This window comes from Micromonospora sp. C41 (assembly GCF_018070485.1).
GTDB classification, from domain to species: domain Bacteria; phylum Actinomycetota; class Actinomycetes; order Mycobacteriales; family Micromonosporaceae; genus Micromonospora; species Micromonospora chalcea.
This window is the reverse complement of the sequence record NZ_JAGPXP010000031.1, coordinates 20,152-41,118: the sequence shown is the minus strand read 5'-3', so window position 1 is coordinate 41,118 and position 20,967 is coordinate 20,152. Positions and strand designations below refer to the sequence as shown.

The window sequence follows — 20,967 nt, the reverse complement described above, 5'->3', positions numbered from 1 at the left end:
TGGAGGAAAGTTGATCGACATCCGTTTCGGGCCGCGCGTCTGCGGTGAGCTGTCCGCCGCCGCCACGCGGGAATGGCTGGTCACCGACGGGCTCGGCGGATACGCCATGGGCACCGTCGCCGGGCTGCGTACCCGCCGGTATCACGGGCTGCTCGTGGTGGCCGGCGACACGCCCGCGTCCCGAAAGGTGGGACTGGCGAGCCTCGACCCGGCGGTGACGCTGCCGTCGGGGCGGCAGGTCCGCCTCGGCGCGCACGAGTGGTCCTCCGGCGTGGTCGACCCGCGCGGCTTCGAGCTGCTGGAGCGCTTCGACCTCACCGACGGGGTGCCGCGCTGGCGGTGGCGCGTCGGCGACGTGGTGATCGAACGGGAGATCGCCATGACGTACGGCCGCTCCTGCGTCGCCGTCGTACACCGGTTGATCTCCGGCGGCCCGGTGCGGCTCGACCTCGCGGCGGCCTGCACGTGGCGCGACGCGCACGGCGAGCGGCGCGCCGACGGTCCGGCGCCCCGGCTGGAGGCGGCGGCCGGCGGCGCGGTGATCGACGGCGCGTACCGGCTCGCCGGGCCGGACTGGACCCCGGAGGGCCAGTGGTGGCACGGGGTACGCCACCGGACCGAGGCCGAGCGCGGCCTGCACCCGGACGAGGACCTCTGGTACGCGGGCCGGTTCACCGGCGCGCTGGACGAGCCCGGCGCGACGGTGTCGGTGCTGGCCTGGGCGGGCGACCTGGCCGAGGAGCCGCCCCCGGCGACCGCGGTGGTCGAGTCGACCCGGCGGCGCAACCGGGCCGTGACGGCGGCGGCGAAGCCCGGCGACGCGGTCGAGGCGACGCTCGCGCTCGCCGCCGACGCGTTCGTGGTACGCACCGCCACCGGCCCGGACGTGGTCGCCGGCTACCCGTGGTTCGGGGCCTGGTCGCGCGACACGATGATCTCCTACGAGGGCCTGTTCCTGTGCACGAACCGGGCCGACGAGGGCCGGGACCTGCTGCGGGCGTACGCGGCGACGCTGTCCGAGGGGATGCTGGCGAACACCGCCGACACCGGCCGGGTCGAGCACAACACCGTCGACGGCACGCTGTGGTTCCTGCACGCGGTCAGCCGGCACGTCACCGTCACCGGCGACACCGACCTCGGCGACGAGCTGCTGCCCGCGCTGCACGGTGTGGTCGAGGCGCACGTGGCGGGCACCCGGTACGGCATCGGCGTCGACCCGGCCGACGGGCTGCTGACCCAGGGCGGCCCGCCGGACGTGGCGCTCACCTGGATGGACGCCCGGGTGTACGGGGTGCCGGTGACCCCGCGTACCGGCAAGCCGGTCGAGGTGAACGCGCTGTGGATCAACGGGCTGGCCGGGCTCGCCGAGCTGACCGAGCTGGCCGGACGCGACGCCTCGGCGCTGCACGCGCTGCACCGGCGGGCCGTCGCCGCGTTCCGGGAGCGGTTCCCCGCCCCGGCCGGCTGGCTGTACGACGTGGTGGACGCCCCGGCGCCGGCGTACCCGCTGGGCGGGGCCACGCACCACGACGACGACCTGCTGCGCCCCAACCAGCTGCTGGCCTGGTCGCTGCCGTACGCGCCGCTGGAGCCGGACGAGGCCACGCTGCGCCGGATCACCGAGGCGCTGTTCACCCCGCTCGGCCCGCGCAGCCTCGCCCCGGGCTCCCCCGGCTGGACCGGCCGGCACCGGGGCGGGCCGGCCGAGCGGGACTCCGCCTACCACCAGGGCACCGTCTGGCCGTGGCTGACCGGTCCGCTGCTGGACGCGTACCGCCGGGCCGGGCTGCCCACCGACGACCTGCTGGTCGGCCTGGAGGGCCACCTCGCCGAGGACGGCCTGGGCTCGGTGAGCGAGACCGCCGACGGCGACGCCCCGCACGCGGCCACCGGCTGCCCGTTCCAGGCGTGGTCGGTGGCCGAGCTGCTGCGCGCACGGCGGACACGCCGGTAACGCGTTACAGACCGGCAACCGGCGCGTCGCCGCCGGTTATCGACCCCTCGGCAGGATGGGTACCGACCCCACCGGACACCGCGGCGACGCCGCCGCCGGGGTGGGGACGCCACAACTCAAAGGGGGCCGCGTGTCAGCTGACGCCGAAGTGATCGACATCCAGCCCGCCCGGCGCCTGCGGGTGCTGCTGCTCTCCTGGGAGTACCCGCCGGTGCTCGTCGGTGGCCTCGGCCGCCACGTCCACGCGCTGTCCGTGGCGCTGGCCGCCGCCGGGCACGAGGTCACGGTCGTCACCCGCCACGCCGAGGGCGCCCCGCTGGAGGAGTACGCCGAGGGCGTGCGCGTCGTCCGCGCCGCCGAGGATCCGGTCCGGTTCCCGCTCGCCACCGGCTCGCTGCTGGCCTGGACGATGGCGTTCAACCACACGCTGACGCGGGCCGCGCTGCGCGCCGCCTCGTCCGGCGCCTACGACGTGATCCACGCCCACGACTGGCTCGTCGCGCACACCGCCGTCACGCTTGCCGAGCACCTGGACGTGCCGCTGGTGACCACCATCCACGCCACCGAGGCGGGCCGGCACCAGGGCTGGCTGCCGGAGGAGATGAACCGCACCATCCACGGCGTCGAGCACTGGCTGAGCAACGCCTCCGGGCGGGTGATCGCCTGCTCCGGGTACATGCGCGAGCAGGTGGCCCGGCTGTTCGGCGTACCGTCCGGGCGCATCGACGTGGTCGCCAACGGCGTCGACGACCGGGCCTGGCGGGCCCGGCCGCAGGCGGTCGCCTCCGCCCGGGCCCGCTTCGCCGCGGACGGGCCGCTGGTCGGGTACGCCGGCCGCCTGGTCTACGAGAAGGGCGTGCAGCACCTGGTGCACGCGGTGCCGCGTCTGGCCGACCGGCACCCCGGCCTGCGCGTGGTGATCGCCGGGGACGGGCCGTACAAGGACGAGCTGGTCGACCAGGCGCGGCGGCTGCGGCTGGGCGACACGGTCCGGTTCGCCGGCTTCATGGACTCCACCCAGCTGCCCGCGGTGCTCGCCGCCACCGACGCCACCGTGATCCCCAGCCTCTACGAGCCGTTCGGCATGATCGCGCTGGAGGCGGCAGCCGCCGGCGCGCCGCTGGCGGTGGCGCGTACCGGCGGGCTGGCCGAGATCGTCGAGCCGGGGGTGACCGGGGTGACGTTCCCGCACGGCGACCCGGACGCGCTGGCCGGCGCCGTGGACCGGCTGCTCGCCGACGAGGTGTTCGCCCGCCGGGTGGCGCGCCGGGCCCGGACCATGGTCACGCAGCGGTACGCCTGGTCCGCGATCGCCGCCCGCACCGCGGGCAGCTACGCCGCCGCGCGCCGCGACCACGACGGGTTCCAGGCCCGCCGGGCCACCGCCCTGCTGGCCCGGGACCGGTCCGCGATCACCATTCCGGAAGGGAATCTGCTCGCCGGTACGGCCAGTTAGGGCATGACGTCTCGCCGTGCGATAGGTACCGTCCGATCCGTTGGCTATTGTGGACCACTGACCAGCGGTGAGGAGTGCGGTGCGGGACGTAGTGATCGCCGGACGGTACCGCCTGCTCGACCTGGTCGGCCGCGGCGGGATGGGCCAGGTCTGGCGGGCGCGCGACGAGGAGCTGCATCGCGAGGTCGCGGTGAAGCAGGTCGTGCCGCCGAACTGGCTCGCCGAGAACGAGCGGGACGAGCTGCGCGCCCGTACGCTGCGCGAAGCGCGGACGTCCGCGCGGCTCAACCATCCCAACGTGGTCCGCGTCTACGACGTGGTCCGGGTCGAGGGCGACCCCTGGCTGGTCATGGAGTACGTCCCGTCCCGCTCCCTCCAGGAGATCATCGAGACCGACGGGCCGCTGCCGCCCGGGCGGGCCGCCGAGATCGGGCTGGCGGTGCTCGCCGGGCTGCGCGCCGCGCACGACGCCGGGGTGCTGCACCGGGACGTGAAACCCGCGAACGTGCTGCTCGCCCGGGACGGCCGGGTGCTGCTCACCGACTTCGGGCTGGCCGTGTTCCAGGGCGGCGACGGCGCCATGACCCGCCCCGGCCTGGTCCTCGGCTCCCCCCAGTACGTGGCGCCGGAGCGGGCCGCCGAGGGCGTGTCCAGCGTCGAGGCGGACATGTGGTCGCTCGGCGCCACGCTGCACGCCGCCGTGGAGGGCCGCTCGCCGTACGCCCGCAGCACCGCCATGGCCACGCTCGCCGCGCTCGCCACCCGGCCGCCCGACCCGGCGCCGCACGCCGGCCCGCTGACGCCGGTGCTGGCCGGGCTGCTGCGGCGAGACCCGCGCGCCCGGCTCGGCCACCACGAGACCGCCCGCCTGCTCGGCGTGGCCGCGGTTTCGGACGCCGACGCGACGGCGGCCGGCGGGTCCGCGGGCCGGTCCGCCGTACCGTCCGATCGGCCGGCCGCCGGGCGCGAGGGCGACGCTCGGGGACGTCCCCCGGGCGCCGGTGACGAGCCGGCGGCTGCGGCGGCGGGCGTCGTGTACCCGGACCTGATGCCGCCGGCCGCCGCCGCCCGCGCCTGGAGCCGGGCGGCGAAGCGCAGCGAGTGGGCGCCGCCCGCCGAGGGTGACCGGGCGCCACCGCCGGGCGGTCCGTCCGACTCCGCCGACCTGCCGGAGCGCTCCGGCGAGTCCGGCCGGTCCGGCCCTTCCGGCACGGCCGCCCGCTCCGGCCGGCCCGCGCCGCGCGACGGCGCCGAGCGGTCCGGCCCCGTGGGCGCGGCGGACCGACCCGAGCCACCGCCGCGCCCCCGCCCGGAGCCGCCGCAGCGGGACCGGTCCGACGAATTGAAGCGGGCGGAGTCCCCCGCGACCACGCCGGCGGAGCCGCCCCGGGCGGCCCCGGACCGCTCGGGTCCGGTCAGCCTCGGCCCGACGGTCCTCACCAGCTTCGTCGACCCGGGGAGCCCGACCGGCCCCGAGTCCGCGCCCCGCGCCGACGCGCTGAGCCCGGTGCGCATCCCCGGCCCGGACGCGGCGCCGGTCGCCCGCCCGGCCCCGGTCGCCCACAGCGGCCCCGCCGACAGCGGTGCGCTGCGGGCCGGCCCGCCCCCGCCCACCGGCGTTCCGCGCCCCCCGGACCGGCCGCTCGACGCCGAGGATCAGAAGCGGCTGCGACGCTGGGGGCTCGCCGTGGGCGCGGTGCTGCTCGCCGTGGCGACCGGCGTCGGCACCGCGCTGGCGGTCACCGACGGCGCCGACGACCGTCCGGAGGCGCGCCGGTCCGGCGAGGCCGTCGCCCGGCCCTGGGATCATCAGCCCGGCGGCCCGGGCGTGCCCCCTCCCCCGTTCCCCTGCGTCCGGCCGGACGTGACGGGCACGCCGGTCCGCAAGGGCCCACCTCCCGAGGACCCGGCGGTGAACGTGCCGGCCGGCTGGGTCTGGCCCGCCGACACCGGCGGCTTCCACATCGCCCTGCCCGCCGGGTGGCTGCAGCTGCGCTCCGGCGACACGACCTGCTTCCAGGACCCGGCCACCCGGCGCATCCTCGGCGTCGAGCCGTATCCGGGTGGGGATCCGGTGGGCCGGCTGCGCTCGTCCGAGCGGGATCTGACCTCCGCCGGTCGGCTGCCGCAATACGAGAAGATCCGGCTGGCCGCCGACGGTCCGGGCGCGGAGTGGGAGTGCCGGTGGACCGCGCCGTACGGCGAGCGGATGCGCGCGTTGCGCGTACTGCCCGGTCAGCGGGCCGGGTGGACGCTCGGGCTGACCACGTCCGACGCCGACTGGGCGGACGCGTCGAAGCAGTTCGCGGTCATCCGGGCGAGCCTCGGCACGGTCCGGCCCACCCGTACCGCGGGCTGAGCCGCACCCCGTCCCATCACCGACAGTCGGCGTGGCGCCGGCTGCCCGGCCCGCCATAATTCCGGGTGGCAGCGGTACGCCGTCGCGCGTCCGCGGCACCCCTTCCTCAGTGGACCGTCCGGCTGATGCCCCGCTGTCGCACGGGCTGACTACAGTGGCGTAGTTTCGTGGATCAAGATCTTCGGGAAGGGCGAGCCGAGATGATGGGACCGTCCCACGCGCTCTCGGGCGCGGCGGTGTGGCTGACCGGCTCCTGGGCCATGGCCCAGTTCGCGGACTACCACCAGACACCGCTGGCGCTGGCGGTGGGCACTGCGGTCTGCGCGGGCGGTGCGCTCTTCCCCGACCTCGACCTGTCCGGGAAGGTCACCCGCAACCAGGGCGGCGCCACCGTGGCCCGTACGTTCGGCGTGGTCAGCCTCTTCGTCGCCGAGGTGGTGGAGAAGATCTCACTCGGCGTCTACTACGCCACCAAGCTCAGCAAGGATCCGCGCCGCAACAACGGGCACCGCACGCTCACCCACACCATCCCGTTCACCGTGCTCGTCGGCTGGGGCACCACCGCGCTCTGCGCCCACTACGGCAAGTGGGCCGTCGTCGGAATCCTCTTCTTCATGATCGGCCTGGCGCTGCGCGGGCTGTTCGACAAGTGGGCCGAGCGCGCGGGCTGGGTGGTGGTCACGCTGGTGTCCGCCGCCGCGGCCTGGTTCACGTTCGCCAACCTGCCCGGCGACCGGGGCTATCCGATGATCGGCCTCGCCGTCGGGGTGGGCTGTTTCGTGCACATCCTCGGCGACATGATCACCCGGGCCGGGGTGCCGATCCTGTGGCCCATCCCGATCAAACGCCGGATGTGGACGATGATCGGCCTGCCCAACAAGATCGCTCTGCGTACCGGCAGCAAGGCCGAGACGGTGGTGCTGCGCACCGCGATGACGATCCTGTCCGTCCTGGCCGCGGTGGGGCTGGTCGCGCCCTCGGTGCTGCAGCGCTTCGACATCCAGGTGTAGGTCAGCCCGCCTCGGCGCGTACCGGGCGGGCGGTGGCCGCCCGGGCCCGGATCAGCCGGGCCGTCCAGCCCACGCCGCGACGGCGCCACGACCGTCCGATGAGAACGGTAATGCCCGGGGTGGCGGCGGGCAGAGGCCGCACCCGGCATCACTCTGGGTAGGGAAGCAAGCGTCGTCGATCATCCGTGCGGACGATCGACGACACGCTAATGCGCATTAGCGTGGAGGCCCGCCTACTGTCGCGCGCCCGGTCGGCCCTTGTCAAGATTCCCGCCCGAACAACCGCAGGGCAGCGGCGGGCGCGGTTGCTAATCCGCATTACATCAGGGAGTTCATCGAACGGAAATCTTCCGGCCACCCCTTGACAGGACGCCGGGAGAGCAGAGAGGCTCCATCCCGACCCGATCGCTAATACGCATTAGCGGAAGTGGAAGGACCGATGTGACCCCTCCCCCCAGGCGTGTCACCCAGCGTGACATCGCACGCATGGCCGGCGTCAGCCAGGCGACCGTGTCGCTGGTGCTCAACAACCGCACCGACGCCGACGTCCGGATCGCGCCGGAGACACGGGACCGGGTCTTGCAGGTCATCGCCGAGACGGGATACGCCGCCGACCCGGCCGCCCGCCGCCTCGCCTCCGGGTTCAACCGGATCATCGGCGTCTTCACCTACGAGCCGGCCTTCCCCAGCGGCAGCCGAGACTTCTTCCACCCGTTCCTGCTCGGCATCGAGGAGTACGCCGAACGGGTCGGCTGCGACCTGCTGCTGTTCACCAGCGCCCCGGTGGTGGACGGCCGGCGGCGCATCTTCCACCAGGACAACCGGCTGCGGCTGGCCGACGGCTGCATCCTGCTCGGCCGGGAGATCGACGGCGCGGAGCTGCTCCGGCTCAACCGCGACGGGTTCCCCTACGTCGCCGTCGGACGCCGCGACGACGCCGGCGGCCCGGTGCCCTACGTCGGCGCCGACTACACCAGCGCGGTCCACCGGCTGGCCGAGCGGGCGGTGGAGCTGGGACACCGGCGCCTGACGTACGTGGGCATGGGCACCTCGGCCGAGTCCTCGCACGACCGGCGCAGCGGTTTCCACGCCGGCGCGACCGGCGCGGACAGCGCCCGCCAGATCACCGCGACGGCGGAGACCACCGACGCCACAGTGGACGACCTGCGGGCCGACGGCAGCACCGTCGCCTTCGTGGAGGACTTCGCCACCGCCGTGGCGCTGGAGACGGCCGCCCGCCGCAAGGGGCTCACGGTGCCCGGTGACCTGTCCGTCGTGACCCTCGGCGACCCGACCGTCCCGGTGCCCACGGACATCACGTTCACCGGGTTCCGCATCCCGCGCGAGGAGATGGGCCGCCAGGCCGTCGAGGTGCTGACCGGCGTCATCGACGGCAGCGCCGGCGGCCTCCAGCAACGGCTCCTGCCCTGCGAACTCGTCGAGGGCGACACCCTCGGCGTCCCTGGATCGGCGGCCGACCGGCGCTGACACGCCCGGCCGCGCAACTGGAAGGAAGCAAGTGGTACTAATGCGTGCGGACGTCCTCGTCGTCGGGGGCGGACTGGGCGGTGTCGCCGCGGCGCTGGCCGCGGCCCGTGCCGGCCGGTCCGTCATCCTGACCGAGGAGTTCGACTGGCTCGGCGGGCAGCTCACCAGCCAGGCGGTCCCGCCGGACGAGCATTCCTGGATCGAGCAGTTCGGCGCCACCGCGAGCTACCGGGAGTTGCGCGACGGCATCCGCGACTACTACCGCCGCCACTACCCGCTGACCGAGCGGTCCCGGGCGTGGACCGACCTGAACCCGGGCGCGGGCTGGGTGAGCCGGCTCTGCCACGAGCCCCGCGTGGCGGTCGCGGTCCTGGAGCAGATGCTCGCGCCGTACCGGGGGTCCGGGCGGCTGACGGTGCTGCAGCCGTACCGGCCGGTCGCGGCCGAGACCGACGGCGACCGGGTCACCGGCGTCACGCTCGCCCACCGGGACCGCGACGAGCGGATCGAGGTGGAGGCGCCGTACGTCCTGGACGCCACCGAGACCGGTGAGCTGCTGCCACTGACCGGCACCGAGTACGTGACCGGGTTCGAGTCGCAGGCGCAGACCGGTGAGCCGAGCGCGCCGGCGCAGGCGCAGCCGCTGAACATGCAGGCGGTGTCCGTCTGCTTCGCGCTGGACCACGTCGACGGCGACCACACCATCGACCGGCCCGCCGGGTACGACTTCTGGCGCGACTACAAGCCGGACTTCTGGGGTGACCGGCTGCTGTCCTGGCGGTCACCCCACCCGCGCACGCTGGAGATCGTCGAGCGCAGCTTCACGCCGAACCCGGACGACGACCCGCTGGGCGTCAACGCCGACCAGCGGCTCAACCCGGGCGACGGCAACCTGTGGACGTTCCGGCGCATCGCGGCGCGGCGCAACTTCGTCGACGGCGCGTACGGCAGCGACATCACGCTCGTCAACTGGCCGATGATCGACTACTTCGAGGGCCCGGTCATCGACGTGCCGAACGCGTCCTGGCACCTGTCCCAGGCACGCGAGCTGTCGTACTCCGTCCTGTACTGGCTGCAGACCGAGGCTCCCCGTCCCGACGGCGGCACCGGCTACCCGGGGCTGCGGCTGCGCGGCGACGTGACCGGCAGCCCCGACGGGCTGGCGCAGGCGCCCTACATCCGGGAGTCGCGCCGCATCCGCGCCGAGTACACGGTGGTCGAGCAGGACCTCTCCCTGGCGGTACGCGGCGAGCACGGCGCGGTGAGCTACCCCGACTCGATCGGCGTCGGCATGTACCGCATCGACCTGCACCCGTCGACCGGCGGCGACAACTACATCGACGTCGGCTCCTGCCCGTTCGAGATCCCGCTCGGCGCGCTCATCCCGCAGCGGATGGAGAACCTGCTGCCGGCCGGCAAGAACATCGGTACCACGCACATCACCAACGGCAGCTACCGACTGCACCCGGTCGAGTGGAACGTCGGTGAGGTCGCCGGCCTGCTGGCCGACTTCTGCCTTGCGCGGGGCGAGTCCCCGCGCGCGGTCCGCGGCACCCCCCGCCTGCTGGCCGAATTCACGGACCGCATCTCGGCCGCCGGCGTGGAATGCCGCTGGCCGCAGATCGCGGGCTACTGAACCCCCGGTGAGGAGAAGGAAAGTGAGATACGGAAGACTGTCCGGCCTGGTCGCGGCGACCATGACCGGTGTGCTCGCCCTGACCGCCTGCGGCGGTGGCGGCGACGCCAAGGACGACGGTCCGGCGAGCCTGCGGATGACCGTCTGGTCGGCGAACGAGGCGCACCTCAAGCTGTTCAACGAGATCGCCGACGAGTACCGCAAGAACAACCCGGACGTCGCGGAGATCAAGTTCGATCCGCTGCCGTTCGAGAACTACACCACGACGCTCACCACGCAGATCGCCGGCGGCAACGCGCCGGACCTCGCGTGGATCTTCGAGAACTCGGCTCCGGACTTCGTCGCCTCCGGCGCGCTGAGCCCGCTCGACGACACGCTGAAGAAGGCCGACGGCTACCAGTACGACGACCTGTCCCCCGCCACGCTGAAGCTCTGGCGCAACGACGGGAAGCTCTTCGCGTACCCGTTCTCGACCTCGCCGTTCGGCGTGTTCGTCAACAACGACATGCTCAAGAAGGCCGGGCAGAAGACCCCGGCCGAGCTGATCGCGGCCGGGCAGTGGAACTGGGACACCGCGCTCGCCGCGGCCGGCGCCACCGCCGCGAAGTCCGGCAAGGCCGGGCTCGTGGTCCGCGACTTCGACTACAAGGGCTGGGACAACCTGGCCACGTTCTGGACCGGCTGGGGCGCCCAGGCGTGGAGCGAGGACGGCCGCAGCTGCGGGTTCAACAGCCCGGAGATGGTCGAGGCGATGACCACGCTGCACAAGGCGATCTTCACCGGCAAGGCGCTGCCCGGTCCGGGCACGACCGCCGACTTCTTCGCCGGTGACGCCGCCATGACCGTCACCCAGATCTCCCGCGCCTCGCTGCTGAAGGAGAACGGCTTCGACTGGGACCTGGTCCCGCTGCCGGCCGGCCCGAAGGGCCCGTACGCGGTGGTCGGCCAGGCCGGCATCGGCGTGATGAAGAAGAGCCCGCACGCCGAGCAGGCCGCCGACTTCCTGGCCTTCTTCACCAACCCCACCAACTCGGCGAAGCTGGCCCAGTTCTTCCCGCCGCCGCGGCAGTCCCAGCTGACCGCCGAGACGCTGGCGAAGACGAACCCGAAGCTCAAGCCGGAGCAGCTGCAGAAGGTCGTCATCGACGGCATCACCAACGGCACTGTCAAGCCCAGCCACTCCGGGCAGGCCGAGCTGAGCCAGCAGGTGCGCGCCGCGCTCGACCCGCTGTGGAAGGCGGACGCGGACGTCAAGGGCGTACTCGACGGCGTCTGCTCCAAGATCCAGCCGCTGCTGGCGAAGTAGGGCCGAGGATCATGACCCAGACGGACACCAGGGTGGGCCCGGCTGCTGCCGGGCCCGCCCCGGGCCGGGCCCGGCCGTTCTGGACCACCCGCCGCCGGGACCAGCTCACCGGATACCTGTTCATCACCCCGCAGTTGCTCGGCAGCGTGGTCTTCGTGATCCTGCCGCTGGTCCTCGTGGTCTGGTACAGCCTGCACGAGTGGAACGTGCTGGCCGGCAGCTTCGACTACATCGGCACCGACAACTACGCCGCGCTGGCCGACGACCCCAACCTGGGCCCGGTGCTGCGGTCGACCGGCCTGTTCTCGGTCGGCCTGGTCGTGTTCAACCTCGGCCTGGCGTTGCTGCTGGCCGTCCTGCTCAACCAGAAGCTGCGCGGGACCATCGTGTTCCGCACCCTGTTCTTCTCCCCCGTGGTGGTCTCGCTCGTCGCGTGGACCATCGTCTGGGGCTTCCTGCTGCAGGACAACGGCGGCATCAACGGCCTGCTCGACACGATCGGCGTCGACGGCCCCAACTGGCTGCGCGGCGAGGGCACGGCGATGCTGTCGGTGATCGTCGTGCAGGTGTTCAAGAACGTCGGCCTGAACATGGTGCTGTTCCTGGCCGCCCTCCAGGGCGTGCCGGCCGAGCTGTACGAGGCCGCCGAGGTCGACGGCGCGAGCCGGCTGCGCCAGTTCTGGCGGATCACCGTGCCGCTGATCAGCCCGACGATCATGCTCACGTCGATCATCACGGTGGTCGGCTCGCTGCAGGTGTTCGCGCAGATCGCGGTGCTGACCCAGGGTGGACCCGGCACCTCGACCACGGTGCTCGTCTACTACCTCTACCAGCAGGCCTTCCAGTTCCATCACTTCGGCTACGGCGCCACGCTGTCGATCCTGCTGTTCGTCATCGTGCTCGCGCTGACGGTGCTGCAGTGGCAGATGCGCAAGAGGTGGGTCTTCCATGAATCGTGACCTGTCCCGGCGGACCAAGCTGGTGCTCTACGGGGTGCTGATGGTCCTGGCCGTCCCGTTCGTGTTCCCCACCTGGTGGATGGTCACCTCGTCGCTGAAGCCGGTGGCGGACATCTTCTCCTTCCCGCCGCAGCTGCTGCCGACCGATCCGCGGCTGGACGCGTACCGGCGGGTGTTCGAGCTGCAGCCGTTCGGGCAGCAGTACCTGAACAGCCTCTACATCGCGCTGCTGGTCACCGTCGGCACGCTCGCCGTGGCGTCGCTGGCCGGGTACGCGTTCGCGCGGATCCGGTTCCGGGGACAGAACGTGCTGTTCCTGGTCGTCCTCGCGGGCCTGCTCATCCCGAGCGAGGTGACGATCGTGCCGCTGTTCCAGATGTTCTTCAAGCTCGACCTGATCGACACCCACTGGCCGTTGATCCTGGTGCCGATCTTCGGGGCGCCGAGCGTGCTGGCCACGTTCATCATGCGGCAGTTCTTCATCAGCCTCCCCGGTGAGCTGGAGGAGGCGGCGCGGGTCGACGGGCTGGGACGCTTCGCCACGTTCTGGAAGATCGCGCTGCCGCTGTCCCGGCCCGCGCTCGGCGCGGTGGCCATCTTCACGTTCCTGCACAGCTGGAACCTGTACCTGGAACCGATCGTGTTCCTCTCCTCGCCGGACAAGTTCACCCTGCCGCAGGCGCTCACCCAGTTCGTCGACGCGTACGGCGGTCCGATGTGGGACGTCCAGCTCGCGGCGGCGTCGATGACCGCGCTGCCGGTGCTGGCGGTGTTCGTCATCGCGCAGAAGCAGTTCGTCGAGGGCCTCGCGCACACCGGTCTGAAGGGATGACCGAGCCGGTCGTCGGGATCGACATCGGCGGCACCAAGACCGCCGCCGCCCTCGTCGGTCCCGGTGCGCGGGTGCTCGACCGCCGCGAGGCGCCCACCCCCGCGCGCGGCGGGCCGGCCGCGGTGCTGGACACCGCCGCCGGCCTGGCCGCGGACCTGCTCGCCGCCGCCGGCCCCGGACCGGTCGGGGTGGGCACCGCGGGCACCGTCGACCCGGCGACCGGCGCCATCCGGTACGCCACCGACAGCCTGCCCGGGTGGGCCGGCACCCCGGTGGCCGACGAGCTGGCCGCGCGGCTGGGCCGGCCGGTGCGCGTCACCAACGACGTCGCCGCGGCGGCGCTGGGCGAGTGCTGGGCCGGCGCCGGACGGGGCCGGGGGCACGTGCTGCTGGCCGCCGTCGGCACCGGGCTGGGCGGCGCGATCGTCAACGACGGGCGGGTCGAGGGCGGCGCCCGGGGCGCGGCCGGACAGCTCGGGCACCTGCCGGCACCGGGCGCCCACCGGCTGCGCTGCGGCTGCGGCCGGTACGGGCACCTGGAGGCGATCGCCTCCGGCACCGGCCTGGCCGCCGCGTACGCGCTCACCGGCGGTGACCCGGTCACCGGCTGGGAGGTGGCGCGGCGCGCGGCGGCCGGTGACGCGACCGCCCGGCAGGTCGTCGAGCGGGCCGGCGCCGCGCTCGGCGCGGCCCTGGCCGGGCTGGTCGCCCTGCTCGACCCGGATGCGGTGGTGGTCGCCGGCGGCGCCGCCGCCACGCTGCTTCCCGCCGCCACGGCCGCCTACCGGGCGGAGCTACCCGGCGGCTGGGCGCACGTGCCGCTGCTTCCGGCGGCGCTGGGCGCCGACGCGGTGGTGGTCGGCGCCGCCCGGCTCGCCACCGCACCGATCCACCACGACGGAGGAACAAGCACGTGAGTGTCCTGGACGAACTCGCCGGCGGGCTGGTCGTGTCCTGCCAGCCCCTGCCCGACGACCCGGACGACCCGATGCGCGACCCGTACGTCCAGGCCCGCGTGGCGGCCGCAGTGGTGCGTGGCGGCGCGGTGGCGGTCCGGGTCAACGGCCCCGACGACGTGCGGGCCGTACGCGCCGCCGTCGACGTGCCGGTGATCGGGTTGTACAAGCACGGCACGCAGGGCGTGTTCATCACCCCGACCGCCGGGCACGCCCTCGAAGCGGCGCGGGCCGGGTCGCACGTCGTCGCGGTGGACGCCACCGACCGTCCCCGGCCCGACGGCCGGACCTTCGCCGACACCGTCCGCGCGGTCCACGAACAGAGCGACGCGTTGGTCCTGGCCGACGTCGCCACGGTGGCCGAGGGCGTCGCCGCCGTCGAGGCCGGCGCGGACGCGGTCGCCACCACGCTGTCCGGCTACACGCCGGCCGGCCCACCGATCGACGGGCCCGACCTCGGGCTCGTGGCGCGACTCGCCGCGCTGCTGCCCGTGCCGGTGATCGCCGAAGGGCGCTACCGGACCACGGAGCAGATCAGCCGGGCCTTCGAGGCGGGCGCCCACGCGGTGGTGATGGGCAACGCCGTCACCTCACCGCTGTGGATCACCCGCCGGCTGGTACCGGCCACCCCCCGGGCGGCGAGCGCGCCGGAGAAAAGGGAGCATCGATGAAGAGAAGAACCCTTCTTGCGGCCACCGGCGCGGCCGGCCTGGCCACCGTCGCCCTCGGCGGCCCCGCGTTCGCCCGGCCCGCCGGCCGGCGACCCAGCGTGGCGCTGGTGCCGCTGGACGACCGGCCGGTCAACACGTACTGCGCGGAGATGACCGGTGCGAGCGCCGACGCCGAGGTGCTGCTGCCGCCGCGGAACCTGCTGGGCCGTTTCTTCACCCCCGGTGACGGCGCCGGCATCGCCCGCTGGCTCGACGGCACCGACCGCGTCGACGGGTACGTGATCTCGGTGAGCATGCTCGCGTACGGGGGCCTGATCGCCTCGCGTACCGCCGCTCCGGCCCTGGCCGACGCGTTGCGCAACCTGGAGGCGATCCGGCGGCTGCGCGCACGCCGGTCCGACGCGGTGATCGAGGTGCACGACACGATCCAGCGGCTCGCCATCACCAGCACCGGCACCGACCTGGACAACTACCGTGACCTGCTGGTCCAGTGGGCCAAGCTGTACGACCAGGTGGTCAACCTGGGCCAGGAGGCGCTGCGGGGCCAGCTCGACGCCGTGCGGGCGCGCATCCCGGACGCCGTGGTCGAGGACTACCTGGCCGCCCGGGCACGCAACCACCAGGTCAACCGGCTGATGGTGGAGTGGGTCGCGGACGGGACGATCAGCCACCTGGTGCTCTCCGAGGACGACACCGCGCCGGTCGGCCTGGCCCGCGCCGAGCGGGTCGAGCTGGAGGCGCTGGTGGCGCGGCTCGGCGTCGGCGACCGGGTGGAGATCTTCCCCGGCGCCGACGAGGTCAACGCGCTGCTCGTCGCGCGCGTCGTCGCGGCCGGCGCCGCGCCCACCTACCGGGTGGAGTACGCCGGGGTGTCCGGCGAGGGGTGGACCGCCGCGCTGGAGGGCATCCCGTTCGCGGAGAACATCCGCCGGCACGTCACCTCGGTGGGCGGCCGGGTGGTGACCGGCGACGCGGACATCGTCCTCGCGGTGAACACCCCGTCGGCGGCTGCCGGGCAGCGGGCCGCCGACCTGGACGCGTTCGTCGGCCGCATCGGTGAACTGCTGGCCGCCGGCACCCAGGTGATCGTGGTGGACCCGCTGATCGTCAACAAGGGCGACCACGACCTGGTGTCCCGGATGGAGTCCCGGCTGGACCTGCCGGCGCTGCTGTCGTACTCGGGGTGGAACACCGGCGGCAACGCGCTCGGGCTGGCGCTCGCGCACGGCACCGCGCGGTGGGCGTACCTGCGGTCGTCCGGCAGCGGCTTCGGCGTACCGGAGCTGCGCGGGCCGGCCCAGGCGCACGCCGAGTACCTGCTCTACCGGTTCGTCAAGGACGACCCGTGGAAGAACGTGGTGCAGGTCGAGGCGTACGCGCACGCCCGCGCGCAGGGCTGGGATCCGCTGGCGCTGACCGCCGAGCAGAAGCGCTACTTCGACGGCTGGGTACGCGACCGGCTGGTGCCGCTGACCGAGCGGTACTTCGCCGACCACTTCGCCGGGCACGAGCTGGTGCTCGGGATACGCGGACGTAAGACCTTCACCGCGACGCTGGACCGGGTCACGGCGGTGCGGGTCGAGCTGCCATGGGACCGGCTGTTCGAGGTCACGCTGGAGCCGAGCCTGCGGCTGCGCTGACCGGTGCGGGTGCGGTCCCCCGGGCCGCACCCGCCTCAGCGGGGCGTCAGCAGGCAGAACTCGGTGCCGTCCGGGTCGGCCAGCACCACGTCGCCGGCGGTGTGCCGGCCCGTACCGGCCCGGGTCGCGCCGAGCGCCAGCAGCCGGTCGATCTCCGCGTCCCGGTCGCCGTCCGCGACCAGATCCAGGTGTACGCGGTCCCGCCCGCCGCTGGGCATCAGTGGCGGGCCGCTCCAGGTGACCTTCGCGCCCCCGCGCGGCGACTGGATCGCGGTCTCCTCGCCGTGGTCCCAGACCAGCGGCCAGCCCAGCGCCTCGGTCCAGAACAGGCCGGCCGCCCGGGTGCCGTCGCAGTTGACAGCGCCGACCGGGCCGCAGCCGGCGAGGAAGGTGTTGCCCGCCCCGATGACGCAGAACTCGTTGCCCTCCGGGTCGGCGAGCACCACCTGGTCGTCGTCCGGCCCCTGGCCGATGTCGATGTGCCGCCCGCCCAGCGTCAGCGCCCGGTCGACGGTGTCCCGCTGGGCCTGCGGCGACGCGCTGGTCAGGTCGAAGTGGATCCGGTTCTGCACGGTCTTCGGCGCGTCGCTGGGCAGGAACCGGATGCGGACGTCGCTGTGGGCGTCGCCGCCGAGCGCCACGCCCTCGCGCGGGTCGTCGAGGATCTCCCGGCCGAGCACCCCGGACCAGAACCGCGCGAGCCGCCGCGGGTCGCCCGCGTCCATGCTGACCGCGTAGAGGTGAACCGCCATCCGTCGTCTCCGATCCCCCGCTGCCGACTGGCCGCAGCGTAGGACGGGCCGGGCCGGGCGCGCACCCGGATATCCGGCGGGCTACTTCGCCGGCAGCGTACGCGCGAAGCGGACCCCCCGGTCGACCCAGCGGGCCAGGTCGGCGTCGCGCTCGCAGGCGGCGGGCGACACGGTGACCCAGCCGCGCATCACCCAGTCCCGCATGACTGTCGCCTCGGCGCCGGGCTCGGCGAGCGCTCGGTCGGCCTCGGCCGGGTCGACCCGGACCATCAGGCCGCCCGCGCCGCGCACCACCACCGCCATGTTGCCCCGCAGCATCATCGCCAGGCCGCCGAACATGCGCCGCTCGGTGATGCCGGGCTCACCCCCGAGGCGTTCGCGTACGCGGTTCGCCAGGTCCTCGTCGTAGGCCACGGTCCGATCCTGGCACCCGGGTCCGACAGGCGGGCGCGCCTCAGGCGCCGACGCGCTGTTCGGGGATGGACAGGCCGTACAGCGCCATCAGTTCCGGGCTGTCGATCCGGCTGCCGTCGGCCACCGAGTCGCAGGCGATGTCGACGATCTGGTCCTTGTGCGCCAGCAGGTACGGCCGCGCGCCGACGTCGGCGCTGGCGAGCGTGGCGATGCCGGACCAGTGGCGGCGGCCGAACAGCATCGGGTAACCGCGCAGCCCGTCATAGGTGGCGCAGACCAGCACGTCCGGGTACGGCAGCGCGGTCACCCGGCGGACCGCCGCCGCGGTGAGCCCGGGCATGTCCACCGGCACCACGACGACGGCCTCGATGTCGTCGTCGGTGAGCGCGGCGAGCCCGGCCCGGATCGAGGAGCCCACGCCGGTGCCCCACGCGCGGTTGACCACGACCGTGGCGCCGGTCAGGTCGGTGGTCTGCCGCACCTGCTCGGCCGCCGCGCCCAGGACGACCACGACCTGCGCGCAGCCTGCCTCGGCCATCGTGTCGATCATCTGGCTGACCAGCGGCTTCTCTCCCTGGTGCAGCAGCGCTTCGGGTCCGCCGATGCGGCGGCCGCCACCGGCGGCGATGATCATTGCAGCGATCCGGTTCAGCTGTGCCCCCTCGATCAGGGGACGGACCGGGCACAGCCGCCCGGTCCGTCCCGTCGTACGCACACCGGGCCCAACGAGCGCCACCGGGAGCGGGTAGCGGGGCAAAACGGAAATTTGCGTGACTATGCCGCGTCTGCGTAGCAGTCGACAGTGGACAGGTCGAGCGGGAACCGGACCGGAGTGTCGCCGAACAGCAGCCGGGTGGCCCGCGCGCCGGTCGCGGTCACCGCCTCCGCGACCGCCGCCGCCCGCCCGGCCGGACAGTGCACCACCACCTCGTCGTGCTGGAAGAACACCAGCTCCGCCGTCGTGCCCGCCAGCTCGGTGCGCAGCGTCGCCAGCAGCGTGGAGGCCCACTCGGCGGCGGTGGCCTGGATGACGAAGTTGCGGGTGAAACGGCCACGCGACCGGGCCGCCCGGGCCGACGGGCTGTGCGGGTCGGCCTCGCCGTCGGGCAGCGCCTCCTCACCCTCGGCGAACCCCGCCGACCCCGGCGGGCAGGTACGCCCCAGCCAGGACCGGACCAGCCCGCCCGCCTCACCGGTGCGCGCCGCCGCCTCGACGTAGCCGAACGCGGTCGGATAGTTCTTCCGCAGCACCGCCAGCGCCGGCACCGCCGCGCCGCCGGTCTGCCCGTACATCGCCCCGAGCAGGGCCACCTTGGCCCTCGCCCGGTCACCGGCGAACGCGTCCCGGGCCAGCGCGGCATACAGGTCACCGGCCCCACCCGCCGCGGCGAGCCGCTCGTCACCGGAGACCGCCGCGAGCACGCGCGGTTCGAGCTGGCCCGCGTCGGCGACCACGAACGTCCAGCCCGGGTCCGCCACCACTGCCTGCCGGATCACCTTCGGCATCTGCAACGCCCCACCGCCCCGGGTCGCCCACCGGCCGGAGACCACGCCGCCCGGCACGTACTCCGGATGGAACCGGCCGCCGGCGACCCAGGCGTCGCGCCAGGCCCAGCCGTGCGCCGTCCAGATCCGGTACAGCTCCTTGTACTCCAGGACCAGCGGCGCCGCCGGATGCTCCACCCCGCGCAGCACCCAGGCCCGCGTGTTCGGCAGGTCCACGCCCGCGCGGGCGAACGCCCGCAACAGCTCCGCCGGCGAGTCGGCGTGCACCTGGCGTACGCCGAACGCGTCGGCGATCCGGGCCTGCAACTCGGCCAGCCGACGCGGCGGCCCGCCCACCGGTGACGCCTCACCGAGCAGGTCGGCCAGGATCGCGTCGTGCACGTCGACGCGCCACGGCAGACCGGCCGCGCCCATCTCGGCGGCGACCAGCGCGCCCGCCGACTCGGCGGCCACCAGCAGCCGGAACCGGCCGGGATGGGTGGTCGCGGCGATCCGGGCGAGCTGGTCGGCGTACACCCGGGTCAACGCCGTGACGCCCGGACCGGGCGGGCCCGACGGCGGCTCGAAGAGCGCGGCCTGGGCCTGGCCCGGCGGCTCGGGCGGGCGGGGCGCCGGGTCCGGCGGTACCGGCGCGCCGGTCAGCCGGGCCCAGGCGGCCGGCAGCGCGCGGGGCTCGCCCCAACGGCCGGCGTGCCCGAGCAGCAGCGCCTCGGTCAGCTCGACGTCGTGGCAGCGGTCGAGGCGCACCCCGGCGCGCAGCAGCGCCGGGTAGACGCCCGCCCAGGCGGCCCAGAGCCAGCGGGGGTGCTCGGCGGCCTCGCGGGCGGCCACCGCGGCGGCCAGGTCGGTGACCTCCTCGGCCGGGCCGGCCGGGGTGCCGTCGGCGTGCAGCGGTTGCAGCACGCCGCCGCCCCGCTCGTCCGCCACCACCGCCATCAGCACGGACGCATTCTGCCCCCTCCCCCCGACACGCTCCGCGTGTAAGGAAGGGCCCCCTCTTAACGCCTGCGGTAGAGGAAGGGCCCCTTCTTAACGCTGAGCGTTAACAAGGGGCCCTTCCTTGCGTCCGGAGGGCTACTTGCCGACGCCGGCGGTGAGGCCGGACTGCACCTGGCGCTGGAAGACGATGTACACGATCAGCACCGGCAGCATCGCCATGGTGACACCGGCGAAGAGTCCGCTCCAGTCCGACTTGTAGCCCTGGTTGACCGACAGCTCGATCAGCCCCTGGGCGATCACCTGGTTCTTCGGCTCGCCGGAGACCGACTGCATGAGCAGCGTCGGCAGGTACCACTGGTTCCACTGGCCGAGCACGTTGAAGATGCCGATGCTGATCAGGCCCGGCTTGGCCATCGGCAGCATCACGCTGAAGAAGGTGCGGGTGTGCGACGCCCCGTCGACCTGGGCCGCCTCGGCGATCGAGTCGGGCAGCGTCCGGAAGAACGAGTGCATGAAGAAGATCGTGAACGACAGCGACCAGGCCACGTAGACCAGGATCAGCATGAGGTGCTTGTTCGGGCCGAGCAGCGGAAGACTCACCCCGGTGTTGTAGACGCCCTTGAACAGCGGCACCGCGGCCAGGTAGATCGGCAGCGTCAGCCCGGACAGGAACATCCAGTAGATCAGCCGGTTGCCGCGGAACTCGTAGCGCGCCAGCGCGTACGCGGCCATCGAGCCGAGCAGCATCGTCAGCGTCACGCTGAACACGAGCACGAGCAGCGTGTTCAGGAAGAAGCTGTCGATCCCGGCGGTCCAGGCCCGGGCGAAGTTGTCCCACTGCAGCGCGTCGGGGATCAGCGACAGCGGTTCGCGGATCACCTCGGAGTCGGTCTTGAGCGCCGACATCACCACCCACAGCAGCGGGTAGACCACCATGATCGCCCAGACCGCGAGGAACAGGTGCGAGAAGCCGTTGAAGATCCGGCCGCCGAAGCCGTTGCCGACGTCCCGCCGGGCCGCGGGCGGGCGGGCCGGCGGCGCCGTGTCGGACCGGGCCGGACCGGAGGGGTGCGTCACCGTACTCATCGT

18 protein-coding genes are annotated in these 20,967 nt (G+C 73.8%); 12 read left to right on the top strand and 6 right to left on the bottom strand.

From position 1 onward, the window contains the following. Positions 1 to 10 precede the first annotated feature (10 nt). From KBX43_RS25950 to KBX43_RS25935, 4 genes are all read left to right on the top strand, one after another. Entirely contained in the window at positions 11 to 1,954 is a 1,944-nt protein-coding gene (locus KBX43_RS25950; RefSeq protein ID WP_187692594.1) for an amylo-alpha-1,6-glucosidase, read from the top strand. Between the two features lie 130 nt (positions 1,955 to 2,084). Then, a complete protein-coding gene (locus tag KBX43_RS25945; protein WP_199495974.1) occupies positions 2,085 to 3,410 on the top strand; it encodes a glycosyltransferase family 4 protein in 1,326 nt (441 codons plus the stop codon). Positions 3,411 to 3,489: 79 nt separating this feature from the next. Next, on the top strand, positions 3,490 to 5,769 hold the full coding sequence (locus tag KBX43_RS25940; RefSeq protein WP_210887576.1) for a serine/threonine-protein kinase: 2,280 nt from the start codon (positions 3,490 to 3,492) through the stop codon (positions 5,767 to 5,769). Positions 5,770 to 5,969: 200 nt separating this feature from the next. Next, positions 5,970 to 6,779: a metal-dependent hydrolase gene (locus KBX43_RS25935; RefSeq protein ID WP_043329783.1), complete on the top strand. Its 810-nt coding sequence runs from the start codon at positions 5,970 to 5,972 to the stop codon at positions 6,777 to 6,779. A 1-nt stretch (position 6,780) separates the two neighbouring features. On the opposite strand, the gene KBX43_RS25930 is transcribed toward KBX43_RS25935, so the two are convergent. After that, positions 6,781 to 6,921, bottom strand: coding sequence for a hypothetical protein (locus tag KBX43_RS25930; RefSeq protein WP_157538970.1), 141 nt, complete (start codon positions 6,919 to 6,921; stop codon positions 6,781 to 6,783). A 299-nt stretch (positions 6,922 to 7,220) separates the two neighbouring features. On the opposite strand from KBX43_RS25930, the gene KBX43_RS25925 reads away from it, so the two are divergent. From KBX43_RS25925 to KBX43_RS25890, 8 genes are read left to right on the top strand one after another with little or no spacing between them, the layout of a single operon-like run. Further along, complete coding sequence (locus tag KBX43_RS25925) at positions 7,221 to 8,267, top strand: LacI family DNA-binding transcriptional regulator (protein ID WP_210887573.1); 1,047 nt, start codon at positions 7,221 to 7,223, stop codon at positions 8,265 to 8,267. Positions 8,268 to 8,307: 40 nt separating this feature from the next. After that, positions 8,308 to 9,903, top strand: coding sequence for an FAD-dependent oxidoreductase (locus KBX43_RS25920; protein WP_043329781.1), 1,596 nt, complete (start codon positions 8,308 to 8,310; stop codon positions 9,901 to 9,903). Positions 9,904 to 9,925: 22 nt separating this feature from the next. Further along, entirely contained in the window at positions 9,926 to 11,209 is a 1,284-nt protein-coding gene (locus KBX43_RS25915; RefSeq protein ID WP_043329780.1) for an ABC transporter substrate-binding protein, read from the top strand. An 11-nt stretch (positions 11,210 to 11,220) separates the two neighbouring features. Next, positions 11,221 to 12,168 (top strand): carbohydrate ABC transporter permease, encoded by a 948-nt coding sequence (locus tag KBX43_RS25910; RefSeq protein ID WP_043329779.1) that lies wholly within the window; start codon positions 11,221 to 11,223, stop codon positions 12,166 to 12,168. Then, positions 12,158 to 13,000 (top strand): carbohydrate ABC transporter permease, encoded by an 843-nt coding sequence (locus tag KBX43_RS25905; protein WP_013475968.1) that lies wholly within the window; start codon positions 12,158 to 12,160, stop codon positions 12,998 to 13,000. Before KBX43_RS25910 ends, KBX43_RS25905 begins: the two co-directional genes overlap by 11 nt. Then, positions 12,997 to 13,917 (top strand): ROK family protein, encoded by a 921-nt coding sequence (locus KBX43_RS25900; protein WP_210873139.1) that lies wholly within the window; start codon positions 12,997 to 12,999, stop codon positions 13,915 to 13,917. The genes KBX43_RS25905 and KBX43_RS25900 overlap by 4 nt, the downstream gene beginning before the upstream one ends. Next, positions 13,914 to 14,627, top strand: coding sequence for an N-acetylmannosamine-6-phosphate 2-epimerase (locus KBX43_RS25895; protein WP_043329777.1), 714 nt, complete (start codon positions 13,914 to 13,916; stop codon positions 14,625 to 14,627). Before KBX43_RS25900 ends, KBX43_RS25895 begins: the two co-directional genes overlap by 4 nt. Beyond that, positions 14,624 to 16,267, top strand: coding sequence for a DUF4127 family protein (locus KBX43_RS25890; protein WP_210887570.1), 1,644 nt, complete (start codon positions 14,624 to 14,626; stop codon positions 16,265 to 16,267). Before KBX43_RS25895 ends, KBX43_RS25890 begins: the two co-directional genes overlap by 4 nt. Before the next feature lie 35 nt (positions 16,268 to 16,302). On the opposite strand, the gene KBX43_RS25885 is transcribed toward KBX43_RS25890, so the two are convergent. The 5 genes from KBX43_RS25885 to KBX43_RS25865 all read right to left on the bottom strand — a co-directional run bounded on the left by KBX43_RS25885 (position 16,303) and on the right by KBX43_RS25865 (position 20,964). Then, entirely contained in the window at positions 16,303 to 17,019 is a 717-nt protein-coding gene (locus tag KBX43_RS25885; protein WP_210887567.1) for a VOC family protein, read from the bottom strand. An 81-nt stretch (positions 17,020 to 17,100) separates the two neighbouring features. Continuing rightward, positions 17,101 to 17,433, bottom strand: coding sequence for a TfoX/Sxy family protein (locus KBX43_RS25880; RefSeq protein WP_210887565.1), 333 nt, complete (start codon positions 17,431 to 17,433; stop codon positions 17,101 to 17,103). 40 nt (positions 17,434 to 17,473) lie between these two features. Continuing rightward, positions 17,474 to 18,067: an NTP transferase domain-containing protein gene (locus KBX43_RS25875; RefSeq protein ID WP_030500339.1), complete on the bottom strand. Its 594-nt coding sequence runs from the start codon at positions 18,065 to 18,067 to the stop codon at positions 17,474 to 17,476. Positions 18,068 to 18,207: 140 nt separating this feature from the next. Then, positions 18,208 to 19,875: a bifunctional 3'-5' exonuclease/DNA polymerase gene (locus KBX43_RS25870; RefSeq protein ID WP_247677740.1), complete on the bottom strand. Its 1,668-nt coding sequence runs from the start codon at positions 19,873 to 19,875 to the stop codon at positions 18,208 to 18,210. A gap of 138 nt (positions 19,876 to 20,013) precedes the next feature. Further along, positions 20,014 to 20,964: a carbohydrate ABC transporter permease gene (locus KBX43_RS25865; RefSeq protein ID WP_043329769.1), complete on the bottom strand. Its 951-nt coding sequence runs from the start codon at positions 20,962 to 20,964 to the stop codon at positions 20,014 to 20,016. Between the last annotated feature and the right edge of the window lie 3 nt (positions 20,965 to 20,967).